Origin of the sequence: Winogradskyella eckloniae (assembly GCF_013249045.1) — a bacterium.
Lineage (GTDB): Bacteria > Bacteroidota > Bacteroidia > Flavobacteriales > Flavobacteriaceae > Winogradskyella > Winogradskyella eckloniae.
This window is the reverse complement of record NZ_JABRWP010000002.1, coordinates 264,226-283,571: the sequence shown is the minus strand read 5'-3', so window position 1 is coordinate 283,571 and position 19,346 is coordinate 264,226. Positions and strand designations below refer to the sequence as shown.

The 19,346-nt window shown below is 34.3% G+C and carries 11 protein-coding genes; 3 read left to right on the top strand and 8 right to left on the bottom strand.

Annotated elements, in window-relative coordinates:
* Positions 1-22: 22 nt before the first annotated feature.
* From HNV08_RS04200 to HNV08_RS04165, 8 genes are all read right to left on the bottom strand, one after another.
* On the bottom strand, positions 23-1,921 hold the full coding sequence (locus HNV08_RS04200; RefSeq protein WP_173279919.1) for an alpha-amylase family glycosyl hydrolase: 1,899 nt from the start codon (positions 1,919-1,921) through the stop codon (positions 23-25).
* Positions 1,922-1,926: 5 nt separating this feature from the next.
* The gene (locus tag HNV08_RS04195) at positions 1,927-4,314 is read right to left on the bottom strand and encodes a TIM-barrel domain-containing protein (RefSeq protein ID WP_173279918.1); all 2,388 of its coding nucleotides are present in this window, start codon (positions 4,312-4,314) and stop codon (positions 1,927-1,929) included.
* A 107-nt stretch (positions 4,315-4,421) separates the two neighbouring features.
* Positions 4,422-5,405, bottom strand: a complete 984-nt coding sequence (locus tag HNV08_RS04190; RefSeq protein ID WP_173279917.1) for an alpha/beta hydrolase — start codon at positions 5,403-5,405, stop codon at positions 4,422-4,424.
* A gap of 1 nt (position 5,406) precedes the next feature.
* The gene (locus tag HNV08_RS04185; RefSeq protein ID WP_173279916.1) at positions 5,407-7,350 is read right to left on the bottom strand and encodes a glycoside hydrolase family 13 protein; all 1,944 of its coding nucleotides are present in this window, start codon (positions 7,348-7,350) and stop codon (positions 5,407-5,409) included.
* A gap of 103 nt (positions 7,351-7,453) precedes the next feature.
* Entirely contained in the window at positions 7,454-9,760 is a 2,307-nt protein-coding gene (locus HNV08_RS04180) for a glycoside hydrolase family 65 protein (RefSeq protein WP_173279915.1), read from the bottom strand.
* Positions 9,761-9,807: 47 nt separating this feature from the next.
* Positions 9,808-10,464, bottom strand: coding sequence for a beta-phosphoglucomutase (gene pgmB / locus HNV08_RS04175; protein WP_173279914.1), 657 nt, complete (start codon positions 10,462-10,464; stop codon positions 9,808-9,810).
* Positions 10,465-10,472: 8 nt separating this feature from the next.
* On the bottom strand, positions 10,473-11,843 hold the full coding sequence (locus HNV08_RS04170; protein WP_173279913.1) for an MFS transporter: 1,371 nt from the start codon (positions 11,841-11,843) through the stop codon (positions 10,473-10,475).
* Positions 11,844-11,972: 129 nt separating this feature from the next.
* Entirely contained in the window at positions 11,973-13,019 is a 1,047-nt protein-coding gene (locus tag HNV08_RS04165) for a LacI family DNA-binding transcriptional regulator (protein WP_173279912.1), read from the bottom strand.
* Between the two features lie 270 nt (positions 13,020-13,289).
* Here HNV08_RS04165 and HNV08_RS04160 point away from each other — a divergent pair, with 270 nt between their 5' ends.
* Genes HNV08_RS04160 through HNV08_RS04150 form a run of 3 tightly spaced genes read left to right on the top strand, consistent with a single transcriptional unit; the run spans position 13,290 to position 19,327 of the window.
* Positions 13,290-16,367 (top strand): SusC/RagA family TonB-linked outer membrane protein, encoded by a 3,078-nt coding sequence (locus HNV08_RS04160; protein WP_173279911.1) that lies wholly within the window; start codon positions 13,290-13,292, stop codon positions 16,365-16,367.
* Between the two features lie 10 nt (positions 16,368-16,377).
* On the top strand, positions 16,378-17,934 hold the full coding sequence (locus HNV08_RS04155) for a RagB/SusD family nutrient uptake outer membrane protein (RefSeq protein WP_173279910.1): 1,557 nt from the start codon (positions 16,378-16,380) through the stop codon (positions 17,932-17,934).
* Between the two features lie 22 nt (positions 17,935-17,956).
* Positions 17,957-19,327 carry a SusE domain-containing protein gene (locus HNV08_RS04150; protein ID WP_173279909.1) on the top strand — a complete coding sequence of 457 codons (1,371 nt, stop codon included), beginning with the start codon at positions 17,957-17,959 and terminating at the stop codon, positions 19,325-19,327.
* Positions 19,328-19,346: the final 19 nt, after the last annotated feature.

The window sequence follows — 19,346 nt, the reverse complement described above, 5'->3', positions numbered from 1 at the left end:
AATGGTTTAGGGATTTTAGTTTTTATATTTCAATTTTTAAAATAAAAGACTCTAAGGGTTTAATATCTATCCGTACTTCCGCTTTACCGTTTTCAACTTTTAATTGTGAAGTGTATGCATTATACAACTGATCCTTTACGACATACTCACCATCTATAAGTTGAAGTTTTTGAACTAAATCTTCTGGCAATTGTAACTCAAATCCATAAGTGTGCTCGGCATTAAAATTGGAAATAATAATGAGTTTTTCATCAGCACTCCAACGCACAAACGACAACACTTTATCATTATACCACTCTGTATTTTGATGATTGTAATGCTGAATATCTTGATAATTCCCCATTAAAGCCGAGCTATTAATCGTAAAATTTAAAAGGCGTTTGTAAAAATCACGTAATGCCTTTTCTTCTTCTGTGGATTGTCCTCCATCAAACTTTTTATGATTTACCCAACGGACTTGCGTTGGTACTGACCCATAATCAAAAATTGATGTTCTCGTTGGGTCTCCAAAACCTAAATCTTCCGCGCCTGGTTCACCAAATTCTTGTCCAAAATAAATCATAGTTGGCGCAGTAGACGAGGTCGCAGATACAACCATTGCTGGTTTACCTTTGGCTGCGTTACCTGCAAAATCTGGACTTGCTATACGTTGCTCATCATGATTTTCTAAAAAATGAAGCATATGATGTTCAATATCACTTAAATCACTTAAAATTGGCGGAATATTATCTGTACTTCCATGACCTTGCATCACATGTTTAAGGGTATCATACAACTGAACTTTATCATACAAATAGTCCATTTTACCTTTCTTAATGTAATCTCTATATAAACTAGGATTATAGACCTCAGCTAATAAAAAAGCATCAGGATTTTTCATTTTTATATGAGAATTCATAAAACTCCAAAATTCTACCGGAACCATTTCTGCCATATCATAGCGGAATCCATCTACACCTTTTGCGGTCCAATACAAGGCAATATCTTTAAATTTTGTCCAAGAACTTGGTACCGTTTTATCGTTCCAAAACTCAAAGTGCTTTTTATAATCTGCATGGTCAAACCCTTCTGGTAATTCGGCAAAATCTTTTCTACCTTCTGGACTAATGCCATAATTTATCTTTACCGTTTCGTACCAATCATTAATATCTGGTTGTGATGCTCTAGAACCATTACCTGTCCATTTTGCCGGAATTTCTTCAAACTTATGATCTGCCATATTTGTTTGTTCACCACCTAATGGCTGATAACCATGTTTCCACTCTGGTACTTTAAACGCTTCACCTGGATTGTAATAGAAATTATTATTTACAGCGTACGTTTTAGTTTGATCATCTTCTGCTCCAAAATCGGTAACACCTTCAGGATTGGTTAAACTTTGATAATTTCGTGCAACATGATTGGGCACAATATCAATTATGACCTTTAAACCTGCCTTGTGCGAGCGCTCAATTAAAGCTTCAAACTCTTCTAATCTTTGTTCTACATTAACCGCTAAATCAGGATTAACGTTATAGTAATCTTTTACTGCATATGGTGAACCAGCTCTACCTTTTACAATATCTGGATCATCATTAGAAATTCCATACTCGGTATAATCTGTAATAACATCATGATGTGGCACACCTGTATACCATATATGCGTTACACCTAAGTCCTTTATCTCCTGTAAGGCTTTAGCTGTAAAATCATTGAATTTGCCAACGCCATTTTCCGCTTTAGTCCCCCAAGGCTTATTGGTAGTATTTGTATTGCCAAATAAACGTGTAAATACTTGGTAAACAACTTCTTTTTTCTTCATGTTTTGTTTTATTTCCGTAGTGCTATAACTTGGTACTGTAGCATTATCTTTTGTATCATTTTTACATCCTAAAAAGCTAAAGATAACTATTAGTATTGTGATTTTTTTAATCCCTTTCATTTAGTTTATTTTTTAATTTTTACCAAAACCTGTGTGGTTTCCCCTGTGATTCTTTCTACAGGAATTCGCGCTGTTTTAGAGGTTTCAGACCAATCAAAATCCGTGTGTTTACCTACATAAACTCGTTTTGGCTTTTTTTCTAAACCATGAATGGTTAAATAAAATAGTCTTGATTTAGGACTAAAATTTTTCCCTGTTTTATCGGATATTTTAAATTCTAATGTAGCGCCTTTGGTAGTCATCTCAAACCTTAAAATCTCATAATTTTCGTTTAATAATGCGTTTGCAGATTGACCATCGTCATTATAAATTTCTCTACGTGATGTTAGTACAGATGTATCGTGATAATAATCGATTTTATACATTGCATCATCATATTTTTCTGTGGTTTGAATCACATTAATACTCGGAATAAATGCACCTGCTCTTATATAAGTAGGAATTGATTGCTCATCTAATGCTACGGTTTTAGTTTGTCCACCTTTTACTTTGCTGTCCGTATAATAATTGAACCAAACATTATCTGAAGGAAAATACACATCTTGTGTTTTAATTTCAGCTTGTAGAACAGGCGATACCAAAATATCGTTTCCCCATAAATAGGTTTTTGAATACGTATATAAATCTTTATTATTAGATTCTTCAAAAAATAATGGACGCATTAAGGGTTTACCATATTGATTATTTTCATACATCAAATTGTAATTGTAGGGTAATAATTTGTAACGCAACTCAATCGCTTCTTTTGCGAGTTCCCTTGCTTTTGCGCCTCTAAAGACCGGTTCACTTGGTACGTCCTCTTGAGCATGAGGCCTATAAATAGGATTAAAAACACCATATTGTAACCAACGTACATAGAGTTCATCATCTAAATTAGCACCTGCAAAACCACCTAAATCACTATGCATATATGATAAGCCTTGCATACCCATTTGCAATGCAATTTCTGGCTGAGATTGTAGACCTCCCCAAGTTCTATTCACGTCACCAGACCAAGGTACCATTCCAAAACGTTGTGAACCCGAATATCCGGCTCGCATTAAAATAAATGGTCTTTTGTTAGGAAAATCGCGTTGGTACCCTTCAAAAATTAATCGCGCCCAATCGTGTCCATAAATATTATGAACTTCATTAGCAGTACCTGATTTATGCAGTACCCAATCTGGATGCACCTCTGGTTCTCCCAAATCTCCCCAAACGCCTGAAACACCTTTATCTGCTAATTCTTTATAGATCGTCCAGAACCACTTTTCACCATCTGGATTATAAATATCAATGAGGCCTGTATTGCCAAAATAAAAATCGTATGTGGCAGGACTACCATCATATTTTTTTGCTAAAATTCCTTTTTCTACAGCTTCATCCCACTTTTTAGAACTGGTTAAAATAAACGGTTCTGTTATGGTTATGGTTTTTACCCCTTTACTGTTGAGCCGCTTAACCATGCCTTCAAAATCTGGAAAGGAATCTCTAAATACTTCTAAATTACCCATCGTTCCTTTTAACGCTTTACCAAACCAATACAAATCGAGTATAATAGCATCTACCGGAATTTTTTGTGCTTTAAATTTTTCAATTGTTTTTTCTACTTCTTCTTGAGAATGGTATCCAAAACGACTCGAAAAATTACCTAATGCCCAACGAGGTAACATTGGCTGTTTTCCTGTTAAATCTGTATAAACATCTACCATATCTAACCAAGAATCACCTACGACAATCTGATAGGTTTTACGGCCAGAAATCGTTTCATAGGTTAACGTATTATCCCCTTTACTGTCTAAATCTAAAAAGCCAATGGGCGCATTATCAAAATGCAACATATATTGTTTTGAAGAGAGCACAATAGGCATGGTATAATTCATTAGTTCACTATGAGTTTCGTATCCATAATGCGCTCGATTGTAGAGTTGTAATCGATTGCCTCGACGGTTCATTCCTAATGCTCTGGCACCTCCTCCATACAATACCTCATCTTTTTCTAGATTAAACTTAAGAATCTCTAAACTATCTTGTTTTACATAACCGTCTTTCTCTGAAATTATAAATTTATCTTTATAGTAATACGAAATTTGAAACGGTTGCTTTGTTATGGTAACATACAAACCATTCGTTTTTAATAAAACATCATTACCTCTATCTATCATTTCGAAATACGAACTGTAAGGTTTTGCTACAACGGCATGAGATTGCGATTTGAAATACTCATTTTCTGGTACAAAGGTGGTTTCTATTACATTTGAAGAATACGGTTTAATAATATAATAACCATCACTAACTTCTACTTTTAAATCTAACCCTTGCTTTACGGCACTTTTAAAAATACGATTGGTATTTTGAGCCGTTAAAGCCGTGAATGAAAAGAGCAATACAAGAACTAAATTTATATTTTTCATAGTTTAAGGTTTATATTTATTAGGTTATTAAAACCTAATAAATAAACTAGGTAACAGACCTTCTATATTCTAAAACGCTTTTAGGTCTATGCATTATGATTATGTCTCTATTTTCCCAACAAAAAAATTAAGGGTTGGTCTAACCGTTGATTCCAAGCATTTTCAGAATGATTAGTGCCTTCAAAAAATAAATTTTTAGAATCGGTTTCACTATAGCCTTTAGCTTTTAAAATCTCATTCACTCTTGGCGCATATTGCGGATAATGTTGATCTAAAGTTTCATTGCCATAATCAAAATACAATCGATGTTCGCCTGCATTGGGTAAATTGGCTTCCATATATTGAAAGATTGCCGATGGATATGGGTTATGTTCTATTGGCATAGCACCTGGCCAATGCGTAGACAAACAAGCTGCTCCACCAAAAACTTCAGGGTATTCAGAAATGGCATACATAGACATTAATCCTCCCATGCTAGAGCCCATTACAAATGTGTTTTCCTTAGCGGAACTCACAGCATAGGTGGCTTCTATTTTTGGCTTCAGCTCTTTAACAATAAAGTTTAAATAATTATCACCATTAAGTTTAAAATCCTTTGAGCCAGATAGATCTCTTAAGCTATCTTTTGTTGTTTCATGTATATAATTAAATGCCTTTTGAGGAAATAAATCTTGCCAGCGTAGTTTCGCTATATTATGAACAGCTACAACGATAAAATCTTGAGTCTTTCCTTCTGCCATTAATTGGCTCGCCCATTCATCTACATTCCATTCTTGCTTGTTCCACGTTGTTAAAGCATCAAATAACATTTGACCATCATGCATATATAACACATTGTATTTTTTGCTCTCCACGTAACTTTCTGGCAACCATACATCCACGGATCTTGGTGTTATATAACTTGACGGGAAATTTTCTATTCTATGAATTTCACCTTTATAAAGTGAAACATTTTTTAAATGCTGAAAGTATAATTGAGGCGTATTAGCATCGGTTTCGGTTTGGGTGGTAATTACAGCTTCTGACTTCGATTCATCTTTACAAGACGTCAAAATTAAACTCATACATAACACTAATAACATACGTCTCATATTATAACGCTTTTGTAGTTAAAATTAAACTTCCCTTTGATTGTAACATTAAAGTAGAATTCCAAATTAATGTTTCATTCGTAATAATATTGGTTAGGGTTTTGCCAACTAAATCTAACTCTTTAAATCTAGACAAATCTAACTCCACAGCATCTTCATTTTTATTAATAACATGCACAACCACCTCATTATCAATTATTCTCGCTAATATATAAATACTATTGTTAGGTGCAAAATGCAATGTTTTACCATGATGAATAGCCTCACTTGTTTTTCTATAATTTAATACTTTAGATAAATAAGACTGCATCTCTTTTTGCGTCTCTGTTAAACCTTCACCTGTAAATGCATTTACCAAATCACCTTCCCAACCTCCTGGAAAATCGGTTCGGATTAAGCCATGGTCTCCAGGTTTATCAAAATCGTCCATTAGGATTTCAGTACCATAATAAATCTGAGGAATTCTTGGCAACATTAATAAATAACTCAAAGCCATTTTTGTATGAACCACGTTACCTTTTAATTGCGTAAATATGCGACTCATATCATGATTATCTCCAAACACCATAATATCTTTAGGTGCAGCATAAGCAAAATCATTAGCTAACCCTTCATACATTTTAACAAGACCTTTATCCCAAGTTTCATCTTCATTTAAAGCTTCAACAATATACTTTTGCATTGCGAAGTCCATGGTAGACTTTAAATTTGAATCGTAAGCATCGTTATTGCGTTGTCCATCTTGCCAATATCCTATTAATAATGGGTTGTAACTCCACTCTTCACCAACTATAGAAAAATTAGGATATTCTTTCATAATAGCACCAGCCCAATTGCTCATAAATAATTTATCTGGATAAGGGTAGGTATCTTGACGAATACCAGCTAGCCCTAGAGTTTCTATCCACCAAATACTATTCTGAATAATATAGTTTGCCATAAACGGATTTCTTTGGTTTAAATCTGGCATACTTGCCACAAACCAACCATCGGTCATTGCTTTGGCATCTAATTTTGAAGCGTAAGGATCTTGGTTTGTAGTGCGTCTGTGGCTTGAAGTTTTGGTCACTTTCCAATCCCAATGATCTATATTATCCTCGTAATGTTTCTGATAATTCACCCAATCTTTAAACGGTAAATCCTTCATCCACCAATGCTGCAAACCACAGTGATTTGCAACCTGATCCATGATGAGTTTCATATTGCGTTGTCTTAAACTATCGGCTAAGTCTCTATACCTTGTTAAGGTACCAAATCTCGGATCTACTTTATAAAAGTCTGTCATGGCATAACCATGATAAGACCCATTTGGCATATCATTAATAAGCATAGGACAAGGCCAAACCGTTGTAAAACCTAAATCCTCTATATAATCTAAATGATCTATTATCCCTTGTATATCACCACCATGTCTTGCATATCCATCAGCTCTGTCTACGCCTTGTTGCAATAAACCTTTTACTTGATCATTTTCTGGATTACCATTAACAAAACGGTCTGGAGTAATTAAATATATGGCATCTGAACTATTAAAACCTATATAATCTTCTGCGGATTTCTCTCTAGATTTTAACTCATAAGTTTGAATCAATTCAGATTGATCTTCTAACTGAAATTTAATATTGAATTTTCCTGCTTTTGCTGCTTCAGATATCTCTAAATCTAAAAACAGATAATTAGGACTATCTGCTTTATGTGTTTCCACTAAGTTAACACCAACATAATTAATTTTTGCTATTGCTTTCCCGATGTTGGGATGCTTTACTAACAGTTGTAAATTTTGATTTTTAAAACCCACCCACCAATGTGGCGGCTCCACTCTTTCAATAGCATTATGAATTTCTGTTACTGGTTCTGAAACCACGTTTTCCTCTGAGGTGGTTTTCTTACACGAAAACACAGTAACAACTAATAGTGCTGTAAAAAATAGTTTTAACGTTCTCATGATTTATAGGGTTAAGACCTTGTGGCGTTATGAGCCACTAGGTCATTATTTATATCCAAACAACAAATTTCAGTAACAGTAACCATCCATTACTTTTAATAAATTAAACTGTAACCATATGATTAGGCGTAATCGTAATCGATTTGCCATCGACGTAAATGGTTAAATCTTTATCGCCTTCCAATTTAAATTGCGTTTCGTTCTGATTAACACTCACAGTAATAATTTGATGTCTAAAATTAACTTTAAACGAATAGCCTTCCCATTGTTCTGGAATTTTTGGCTCAAAAGATAATGTGTCATTTTTTACACGCATACCACCAAATCCTTCTACAATACTCATCCATGTACCTGCCATAGAGGTAATATGTAAGCCTTCATGTACTTCGTGATTGTAATCATCTAAATCTAATCGAGATGTTCTTAAATAAAACGTGTACGCCTGCTCCATTCTGTCTAACTTTGCCGCTTGTATACTATGAACACAAGGCGACAATGAACTTTCATGTACCGTAAATGGTTCGTAAAAATCAAAGTGACGTTCTAGTTCTTCGGTTGTAAATTGATCTTCAAAAAAGTACATACCTTGAAGTAAATCGGCCTGTTTTATATATGGGGAACGTAATATTCTATCCCATGACCATTTTTGATTTATTGGTCGCTGTGATCTATCTAAATCTGCAACTGTAGTTAACTCTTTATCTAGAAAGTTATCTTGTTGTAGGTATATATTTTTGTCTTCACAATAAGGAAAATACATCTGGTCTGCCACCTTTTTCCAATGTGACAACTCCTCGTGCGAAATTTTTGTTTTTCCTGTGATTCTTTGATAATCGTCAGGGTAACCTTCTTTTACTTTTTCTAACGTTTCTATTGTATAATCTATACACCATTTTGCTATATAGTTCGTATACCAATTATTATTAACGTTATTTTCGTATTCATTTGGCCCTGTAACGCCTAAGATAACATACTTGTTTTTTTGCGTAGAAAAGTTAGCTCTTTGGTGCCAAAAACGTGCTATACCAATTAAAACCTCAAGACCCATTTCTGGGATATAACTAAAATCACCTGTATATCTGTAGTAATTAAATATTGCAAATGCAATAGCACCATTTCTATGGATTTCTTCAAAAGTTATTTCCCATTCATTATGGCATTCTTCACCATTCATGGTAACCATTGGGTATAATGCAGCTCCGTTTGAAAAGCCTAATTTTTCCGCATTTTCTATTGCTTTTTGTAAATGATTATACCTATAGGCTAATAATTTTCTTGCAACACTTTGATCTTTGGTTGCCATATAAAATGGAATACAATAAGCTTCAGTATCCCAGTATGTACTACCGCCATATTTTTCGCCTGTAAATCCTTTTGGACCTATATTTAGAGTTTCATCTGTTCCTAAATAAGTTTGATTAAGGTGAAAAATATTAAAACGTATACCTTGTTGTGCCTTGACATCACCTTCTATTGTGATATCTGCCATTTCCCAAATTTTTGCCCAAGCATCCTTTTGGTCCTTTAATAGATTAGAAAAACCAGCGGTTTTAGCTTTGCTCAATGATAATTTGGCTGCAGTTACGAGTTCATTTTTATGATGATCGCGATCTACTGTATAACCACCAAACTTATGTATAGCATAGGTCTCACCTTGTTTAACCTGATAGGCATAGCTAAATGACGCTACATTAGCATCTGCAGTAAAATTAGGTTCAACTAGCACAGATTTACCATCAATAAACACTTGAGATTCCATAAACGTACAGGTGTAAAAATCTGTTTTCATGGTTTTTGCTTGTATAAAGGCTTGGTTATTTTCATGACTTACCTTTAAGGTATCCCAAAACTTATCATCCCAATTGGTATCTTCATTAGTAATACCAGAATCTAAATAGGGTTCAAAAGTAATTTCGGCCTTAGAATTTAGTGGCGTAATTTCATAGTTAATAGCACCTACTTCATCTAAATCTAAGCTTAAAAACCTTGTCGATTTAACTTCTACTTCAATGTCATTTTGAAGGGTTGCTACAAAACTTCTAGACAACCAACCTTCTTTCATGTTTAATTCGCGTCTAAAGTTTTTAACCGTTTTACAAGCAAACAAATCCAATTGTTCTTCATTTACAACGACGTTGATGCCGATCCAATTTGGAGCGTTCAACACTTTTGCAAAATACTCTGGATATCCATTTTTCCACCAACCAACTCGAGTTTTATCTGGGTAATATACACCTGCTATATAACTACCTTGAAAGGTAGGGCCTGAGTATTTTTCTTCAAAATTAGCACGTTGTCCCATAGCACCATTACCAATGCTAAATAAACTCTCGGATGCTTTTACTTGTTCTGGATTGAAGCCTTCTTCTATGATTGACCAATTGTTAGGTATAATATAATCTAGGTTCATTTGTCTTTTGTTATTAATTCAAATTAGTAAGTCAATTACTTTTTAATTTAATTTTCTATTAAGGATTTAATAAAGTCGTCTGTTATTTCTGTAAAATCTTTGAATACATAGTTTGCATGCCCTAAAACATCTTTACTACCTATACCAATTGAAATCATATTCGCTGTATTAGCCGCTGTAACTCCTGCTACAGAATCTTCAAATACAATACAATCTTCTGGTTGAACATTAATTTCTTTTGCTGCTATTAAGAACACTTCAGGATCTGGTTTTGCTTTAGAAACATCATTTCCATCTACAATAGCATTGAAATCTGAAATTAGATGTACGCGCTCTAATATTGTTCTGGCATTTTTACTTGCAGAGCCTAATGCTATTGGTTGATGTTTTTCTTTTAGCACATTTAATACTCTCGGCACATCTGGTAAAATTTCATCAGTATCCATGTCTGCGATAAACCCTAGATATTCTTCGTTCTTTTTGCCCATGAGATCATTAAATAAATCTTGAGAAATGGTTTTATTTCCCCAAGCTAATATTTTTTCTAACGAGCGAACACGGCTGACTCCTTTTAGCTGTTCATTTTCCTCTTCTGTAAAATCAATATCTAAGCCTTTAGCTAATCTTTGCCAAGCCAAAAAATGATATTTTGCGGTATCTACGATAACACCATCTAAATCAAATATGAATCCTTTTTTATTCATTTTTTATTTTATTCTGTAGGTTGATATGAAATTGCGGCTTTCTCTGTAATTAAAAAATTACATAAGCCAGCGATAATTAAACTTAGTCCTGCTATAGTCATAGCATGAATTGCTTCTTCTCCTAAAAGTCCTGAAATCACATTAATACCTCCTAAGGCTGCAATAATTTGCGGAATCACAATAAACATATTAAAAATCCCCATAAACATGCCCATTTTCTTTGGGTCAACTGAACTCGAAAGCATAGCGTAAGGCATGGACAAAATACTTCCCCAAGCAATACCTATTAATATGAAACAATATTTAAGTTGCTCTGGAGACACAACTATCATTAATAAAAAACCTGCTCCTCCAATGATTAGCGATAACATATGAACATATTTTCTATTAATGTTTCTTTTAGACGTGTAAAATACTAATAATAAAGCAAAAGCCATAGATGACAAACCGTATACACCCATAGCAGATCCGACCGAATTAGATGCTTTTTGAAATGCCGTATTTTGAATTTTAAAGGCGTCTTGATCTGCTACCTTAGTCATATCAAAATTTGATTCTATTGGCGCAGGCATTTTGTACACATGCTCTGTTAAAGCAGGATTTGCCATGCTCCACATTGTAAAAAAGGCAAACCAACTAAAAAATTGAATTACTCCTAACTTCTTCATGGTCGTTGGCATGTTTCCTATATTGTTAACAATATCAGAAACAAACCTGCTTTTTTGTGCTTTTTCTCTTTCAAAAGCCTCCATATCCTCTGGTGGATATTCTGTAGTTGTAAAAACCGTATAGAGTATACTGATTAAAAATACAAAGGCGCCAATTGCGAATGCCACTTTTACTGAATCTGTGACAATACCAGGACCAGCAGAATCGCTAACGCCCATTTTTGAAACTAACCAAGGGAGATTACTGGCTATCCATGTACCTATACCAATAATTAGAGTTTGCATCACAAAACCGTAAGTTCTCTGAGACTCATCTAACTTATCTGCCACCAATGCTCTAAAGGGTTCCATAGATACATTGATAGATGCATCTAAAATCCACAGAAAACCTGCAGCAACCCATAAAGCCGGTGAATAGGGTACAAAAAACAAAGCTATAGAGCTTAAAACAGCTCCAATAAGAAAGTACGGACGACGTCTTCCAAAACGAGAGTGCCATGTTCTATCACTCATATAACCAATAATTGGTTGCACAAGTAAACCTGTTAAAGGCGCCGCAATCCACAACAGTGGAATATCATGCTTATCTGCACCAAGCGTTTGAAAAATACGTGACATAAAGCCACCTTGTAAAGCAAAACCAAATTGAATTCCTAAAAACCCGAAACTCATGTTCCAAATTTCCCAAAATCCGAGAATGCGCTTTTTCATGAAATAGTATATTAGAGTTAATACTATTCTGACAAGCTATGCTTATCAAAACTTATGAGAGAAGTGAAAATATAAGTTTTGAATATGGGGCAAATATATAAAAGATTTTAAAATAACAAGGATAAAATTCTATTTGGTAGATTCTCGTTCTACCAATTCGGTATTAATTACAACGGTTTGAAACTGCTCTTCTTCTACTTCAAATTCTGCTTCTATCTTATCAATTAATAAGTCTGCTGATCGTTCTCCCATTAATTGAGCATGCTGACTCACAGTAGTTAAACTAGGTGTTGAGTGCTTAGAAAGTACACCATCAGTAAAACCAATTACTTGTATATCATTCGGCACATTTAAACCCATTTTCTTTGCGACTTTCATAGCAGACAAAGCGTACAATTCATTTACTGCAAATACACCATCTATATTTTTGTGTGCTTTAAATAGCTTCTCAATTTCCGCTTCCAATTTCTCTAAATGCACTTCGTAATCTAAAGTATCATCCATTTTTAAGATTAATTCAGCTTGCGGTGTAATATTTTTTTCTTGCAATGCCTCCAAATACCCTTGTGTTCTTAATTTACCTACACTTACATAATCTCTTGTAGTAATCAAGGCAATCTGCTTACATTTATTTGATATTAGTTTTAATACAGCATTCTTCGCGCCGTTAAAATCATCAACAATTACTTTGTCACAGTTAATCTCAGACACCACACGATCAAACATTACAATTGGCATACCTTGATTCATTGTTTCATTGTAGTGATGGTAGTCTTGTTGAAGTAACGTTTCCTTAGACATTGACAGTATAAAGCCATCTATACTGCCATTAGCGAGCATCTCCATATTGATAACTTCTTTGGAAAATGACTCATTAGACAACCCAATAATTACATTATAACCTCTTTTATTGGCTACTAGCTCTACACCTCTAATTACCTTTGAAAAAAAATGATGCACTATTTCTGGAATAATTATCCCTATGGTATTGGTCTTTCTATTTTTTAGACTTAACGCAATATTATTAGGTCTGTAATTATAAAGTTTAGCAAAAGCCTGAACCTTTTGAATGGTATCTGCACTAATTTCTTTACTATTTTTTAAGGCTTTTGACACTGTAGATATGGACACATCTAACTCTCTTGCAATTTGTTTTAATGTTATTTTTCTTTTCATTTTTTGTTATAAATATTGAACGAATATAGATCAATTATTGAGATAAAATATTTTCAATATCGCAATTTATAGCTCATTTAATGAAAATCATTTATTTTTTTCATTATTTCACTGATAATACCTCTTTTTTTTAAAAGTTTTTAACACGCAAACGTTTTCGTGACTTTCGTCATAGTAATTAACATGCTATTCACATTAAATTTACCTAGATTTAACCCGAGAAGTGAAAATATATATCAATTAACTAAGTAATTAACTTAAAAACATTATATGAAAACATTTTTAAATGCTTTACTATTCTGTCTCATAATTTTACCTGCTTCCTTAATGGCGCAATCTACTGCGACAGGTACAGTTACAGATAAAGCAAATGCTATGCCTTTACCAGGTGTAAATGTCATTATAAAAGGCACCTCGAGAGGTACTTCTACAGATTTTGACGGCAACTATTCCATAGCAGTGAGTAATGGCGAAGTACTTGTATTCTCATATGTAGGATACACTACGCAAGAAATCATTTTTAATGGACAGTCTTCAATAGATGTTGCAATTGTTGAAGACGCTTCACAACTAGATGAAGTGGTATTAATTGGGTATGGCTCCGTAAAGAAAGAAGATGCTACTGGCTCAGTAGATGTTGTATCTTCTAAAGATTTTAATAAGGGCTCTATTGTCTCTACAGATCAATTACTAAATGGAAAGGCTGCAGGTGTGAGGATTACCTCATCTGGTGGTTCTCCTGATGCAGCTCCAAATATTAGAATTAGAGGTGGTTCTTCGCTTAACGCACAAAACAATCCATTAATTGTGATTGATGGTGTCGCTATTGGTAATGATAATCCTGCAGGTGTATCTAACCCATTAACCTTAGTGAATCCTAATGACATTGAGAGTTTCTCAATCTTAAAAGATGCTTCGGCTACCGCTATTTACGGTTCTAGAGCATCAAATGGTGTAATAATTATTACAACTAAAAAAGGAACCTCTGGAGGACCACAGTATAATTTCTCAACAGATTATTCTATCAGCCAAATTGGTGACGGATTGGATATGATGAATGGAGAAGAATACACAAGATTTATTCAAGAATACCACCCAACAAGAGTTGATCAATTAGGTGTCCCAGCGAGTTCTATTAGCACAAGTGAAACTGTATCTAGCACACTTAATGGAAGAAACATTTATAATACAGATTGGAGAGATGCAATAACGAGAACAGCTACAACATCTAATACAAACTTTAGCGCTAGAGCAAATTTATTTGACAAAATTCCGTTTAGAGGCTCTTTAGGATATACTTATGCTGAAGGTATTGTAAAAAATGACGATTATGAGCGATTAACAATGTCTGTTAAGTTAACACCTAAATTATTAAATGACAATCTTAAAATAGATGTAAACGCTAAAAGTATTTTTGCATTTAAAAATGCTATTGATTCTGGTGGAGCTATAGGTGAAGCACTTACATTTGATCCTACAAAACCTGTTTATGACCATTCTGAAAATAATAGATTTGGAGGCTACTATTTAACAACTTTTGATGATAACAATACGTTTAGAAGAATCATACAATCTAACCCTTTAGCTAGATTAGAACAACGTGAAAGACCTGAAAACGTATATCGTTTCTTAGGAAATGTAGAGTTCGATTACACTATGCCATTTTTACCAGAATTAAAAGCCGTAGTAAACTTTGGTTTAGATGCTTCTGGTTCTAAAATTGAAGAACGTTTTAGCGAAAACGCTTTTGAAACATATCAATTTAACGCCAACAATTCTGATATAGACAGTAATTTCTTGTTCAATTCAGGTCTTAATTACAGAGAAAATCAACGTATTACAAATACAACTTTAGATGGATTTTTACAGTACACAAAACTGCTATCTAGTAAGGTTATAAACAAATGGGATCTACAAGCTGGATATTCGTATCAGAATTTTAAAAATGATGGTAACCAGGAACGTTTTCAATATAATTTAGATTCTGGACAAAGAGAACGCGTTTCAAACCCATCAAATGCTAATTTTAGATATTATAATGTCTTAAATTTACAATCATTTTTTGCTAGAGGAAATGTTAGCATTTTAGATCGCTACCTTTTTACTGCCTCAATAAGAGCTGATGGTTCTTCTTTATTTACGGAGGAAAATCGTTGGGGATATTTCCCTTCTGCAGCGTTAGCATGGCAAATAAATGAAGAAGCTTTTTTAGAAGATTCTAAAGTAATTAATTCATTAAAACTAAGAGTTGGTTGGGGTAAAACCGGACAACAAGATATTACAGGAACGGTTGGCTATTATCCATCAATACCTTTATTCTTAGCAGGCGATGCTAATAGTCAGTATTTTCCAAATTCTTCATTGTATTCTGCAGTTGCTTTTAACCCTAACTTAACTTGGGAAAAAACGACAACCTTAAATTTAGGTTTAGATTTTGATTTATTTAATAATGGACTATTATCAGGTTCCTTTGATATCTATAAAAGAAACACTAGAGACTTATTAGCGCAAGCTCCTGTACCTCCAGGACAAGCATTAACTAATTCATTTATTGACAACATAGGTGAAACTGAAAGTGAAGGTTTTGAATTAAATCTTAATTTAACTCCTATAAACACACATGATTTCACACTTAGTTTAGGTGGTAACTTATCGTACAACTCTACAATCGTTACAGACCTAAATAGTTTAGAAACACTAAATGCAGGTGGAACTTTAAGAGGTACTGGTGCAGACTTATTGAGACATGCTATTGATGAACAAGCAGGAAGTGCTTATGTATTTAAGCAAGTTTATGATGCCCAAGGAAATCCTATACCAAACGCATTTGTTGATTTAAATGGTGACAATCAAATTACAGATGATGACCGTTATTACAAACAAATAACACCAAATTGGACATATGGATTTAATCTTAATACCAATTATAAAAATTGGGATTTAAGCGCTAGCTTTAGAGGACAAATTGGTGGTAACGTTTATAATTTTGCGCAATTGAATTTTGGTTTTACCGAGAGTGCCGTGTTTTCTAGTCAAAATAATTTAACTAACGTATTAAATTTTTATGACGGTTCTGCAAATCCTGTAATTGATAATGTTAACGGTAATGTACAATTCTCAGATTATTATTTAGAGGATGCTACGTTTTTAAGATGCGATAATATTGCATTAGGGTACCGTTTCAATGAGTTAATTAAAGATGGTTCATTTAGATTATACGCATCTGTAACAAATCCATTCTTAATTACAGATTACTCTGGTGAGGATCCAGAAAATTTTGGAGGTATTGATAGAAACGCATATCCAAGACCTACCGTTTATACTTTAGGTGTTAATATAGATTTTTAAAAAAAAAATTATGAAAAAAAGATTTTTAATTTTATTGAGTATTGCCATGTTAGGTATTTACACATCGTGTACAGATGATTTAAATACAGAACCGATTACGCAACTTACTCTTGAAGAGTTATTAGCCTCCGACCCAAATGCCGTTGAAGGATTAGTAGCTAGATTATACGCTTCATATGCACTTACTGGACCAAGTGGGCCTGGTAGTTCTGACATCGTTAGTCCTGATGCAGGTGAAGGTGCTTTTTTAAGAGCAATCATCAATTTGCAAGACTTCACGGCAGATGCCATGAAGAACAGATGGGGAGATGATGGCTTAGACCAATTAACAACCACGTCTAACTGGGATAGAAACAACAAGTTCTTTAGATTATTTTACGACAGAGCTTACTATACTATTCCTCAGTGTAATAATTTTTTACAAGCGTTAGACATTGCTGATTTTCCTGATGAAGAAAACATTGTGGCTGAAACACGTTTCTTAAGAGCCTTAGCATATTATAATGTTATCGATGTGTTTGGAAAAGGAGTGCTTGCTACAGAAATGAACTTTGGGCAATCAGAACCACTTCAAGAAGCAACACGACTAGAATTATTTAACTACGTAGAATCAGAACTTTTAGCTATTGAACCTGTCATTAGAACAACCTCTAGTTATGGTAGAGCAAATAGATATGTCGTAGATATGCTTTTAGCTAAATTATATATCAATGCTGAAGTTTATACTGGTACTCCACGATGGGATGATGCTGCAACTTATGTAAATAAAATAATAAATGAAGGAGGTTATTCATTAGATTCTAATTTTGTAAGAATCTTTTCTTCGGATAACAATAGCTCTCCAGAAATTATATTCCCATTACTAGCTGAGTCTTTAACGAGTCAAAGTTATGGTAATACAACTTACATCGTAAATGGAAGCTTAAGTGCTGATACTATGCCTTTAGCGCAGTTTGGTGCCTCTGGAGGTTGGACAGGTCATAGAACAACAAAAGCTTGGTATGGTTTGTTTGGTAACAGCGCAGCTGATTTAGGATCATCTAGTGATGTTAGAGCAAGCTTGTTCTGGACTACAGGTCATAATTATGAAATGAATGATTACAGAGAATGGACAGATGGTTTCCCTTCTACGAAATTTAGAAATACAGCTTCAGATGGTAGTGGTAATCCTGTAGAATTCTCTTCAACTGACTTTCCTTTCTATCGCTTATCTGACGTATACCTAATGTATGCTGAACTTGCAATTAGAGGTGCAGCTGGCACAGCTATGAATGATGCGTTAACTTATGTGAATAATGTAAGAACTAGATCTAATGCTGATGCAGTTGGAATGTCAGATTTAACTTTAGATTTCATAATTGACGAGCGCGCAAGAGAATTAAACTTAGAAGGTATGAGACGAAGTGATTTAATCCGTTTCAACAAATTTACAGGCGGAAATTACCTTTGGCCTTGGAAAGGTGGAACTGCTGGAGGAACAGCAATTTCTGATGACTACAAATTATTTCCAATTCCAGCAACGGCATTACAAGCCAATCCTAACTTAACACAAAATCCAGGTTACTAATACACTAATAAAATAAATAACAATGAAAAAATTAAAATTTATACTACTCGCATTTATTACAGTTGTAAGTTTTACAGCATGTGAAACAGATGACGACTTAGAATTTGTAGCAAATGAAGCTGAAGGTGTAGCCTTTAACACTTCATTCTTAGAAAATTATGTTTTAAATGCAGCCGTATCAGCAAATCTAGCTGAACGTTTTACGTGGAATAATGCTGACTTTGGTGTGCCAACTAATATTACGTATTACCTACAAGGCGCGACAGCGGCAGATTTTTCAGATTACGTGGCTGGAGATAATTTATATGACTTAGGAAGTAATACAGCAAACCCTGAAGCCAATGAAATTCCTGTCACTGTTGGCCAAATGCTTGCTTTAGCTGAAGTTGCTGGATTAGATAACGATCCTGATACTGCAGAACCTAATACAGGAATACTTTATTTTAGATTAATGGCAGTTATTGGAAATGATGGATTACCATCTTATTCAGAAATAAAAGCATTAAACGTAGAATTGCAAGAACAAACAAGCGTTGGAGGTGGCGGATTTATGCCAGCAACTTGGGGTGTTGTTGGTTCTGGTTACAATGATTGGGGTGGAGCAGGACCTGATGGTCAGTTCTACACTACTGCTGAAGCCGATGTTTTCGTGGCGTATGTAACCTTATTAGATGGTGAAATTAAGTTTAGAGAAAACAACGAGTGGACCAATGATTTTGGTGACAATGATGCAGACGGAACTTTAGATGCAGGAGGATCAAACATCGTTGTAACTGCTGGTACTTATAAAATTGTTCTAGATATTGCTTCTGGTACCTATACAATGGAAGCGTTTTCTTGGGGAGTTGTAGGTTCTGGATATAATGATTGGGGAGCTTCTCCAGATGCAAAGTTCTATTACGACTATACAACTGATACATTTAAAGTAGGTGTTCAATTAATTGATGGTGAAATTAAATTTAGACAAAACAACGAATGGACTACTGACTTCGGAGACACAGGTGCAGACGGCACTTTAGATGGTGGTGGTGATAATATTCCAGTAACTGCAGGTCATTATGCTATTACATTAGATTTTAATGCTGGTACGTATACAATAGAATCTACAGATGTATGGGGAATCGTTGGATCTGGATTTAATGATTGGGGCGGAGCAGGACCAGATTTCGCGCTAACTGAAGTTCAACCTGGTATCTTTTACGGTGATATTGCAACGCTTTTAGATGGTGAAATTAAATTTAGAGCCAATAATGATTGGGCAATGGACTTTGGAGATACAGGAGCAGATGGTACTTTAGATGGTGGTGGAGATAACATCGCTGTTACTGCTGGTTTATACCGCGTTCAAATGGACACTGCAAATGGCACTTATATGTTGAATAAAATTCAATAAAAAAGATTTAAAACCCTTA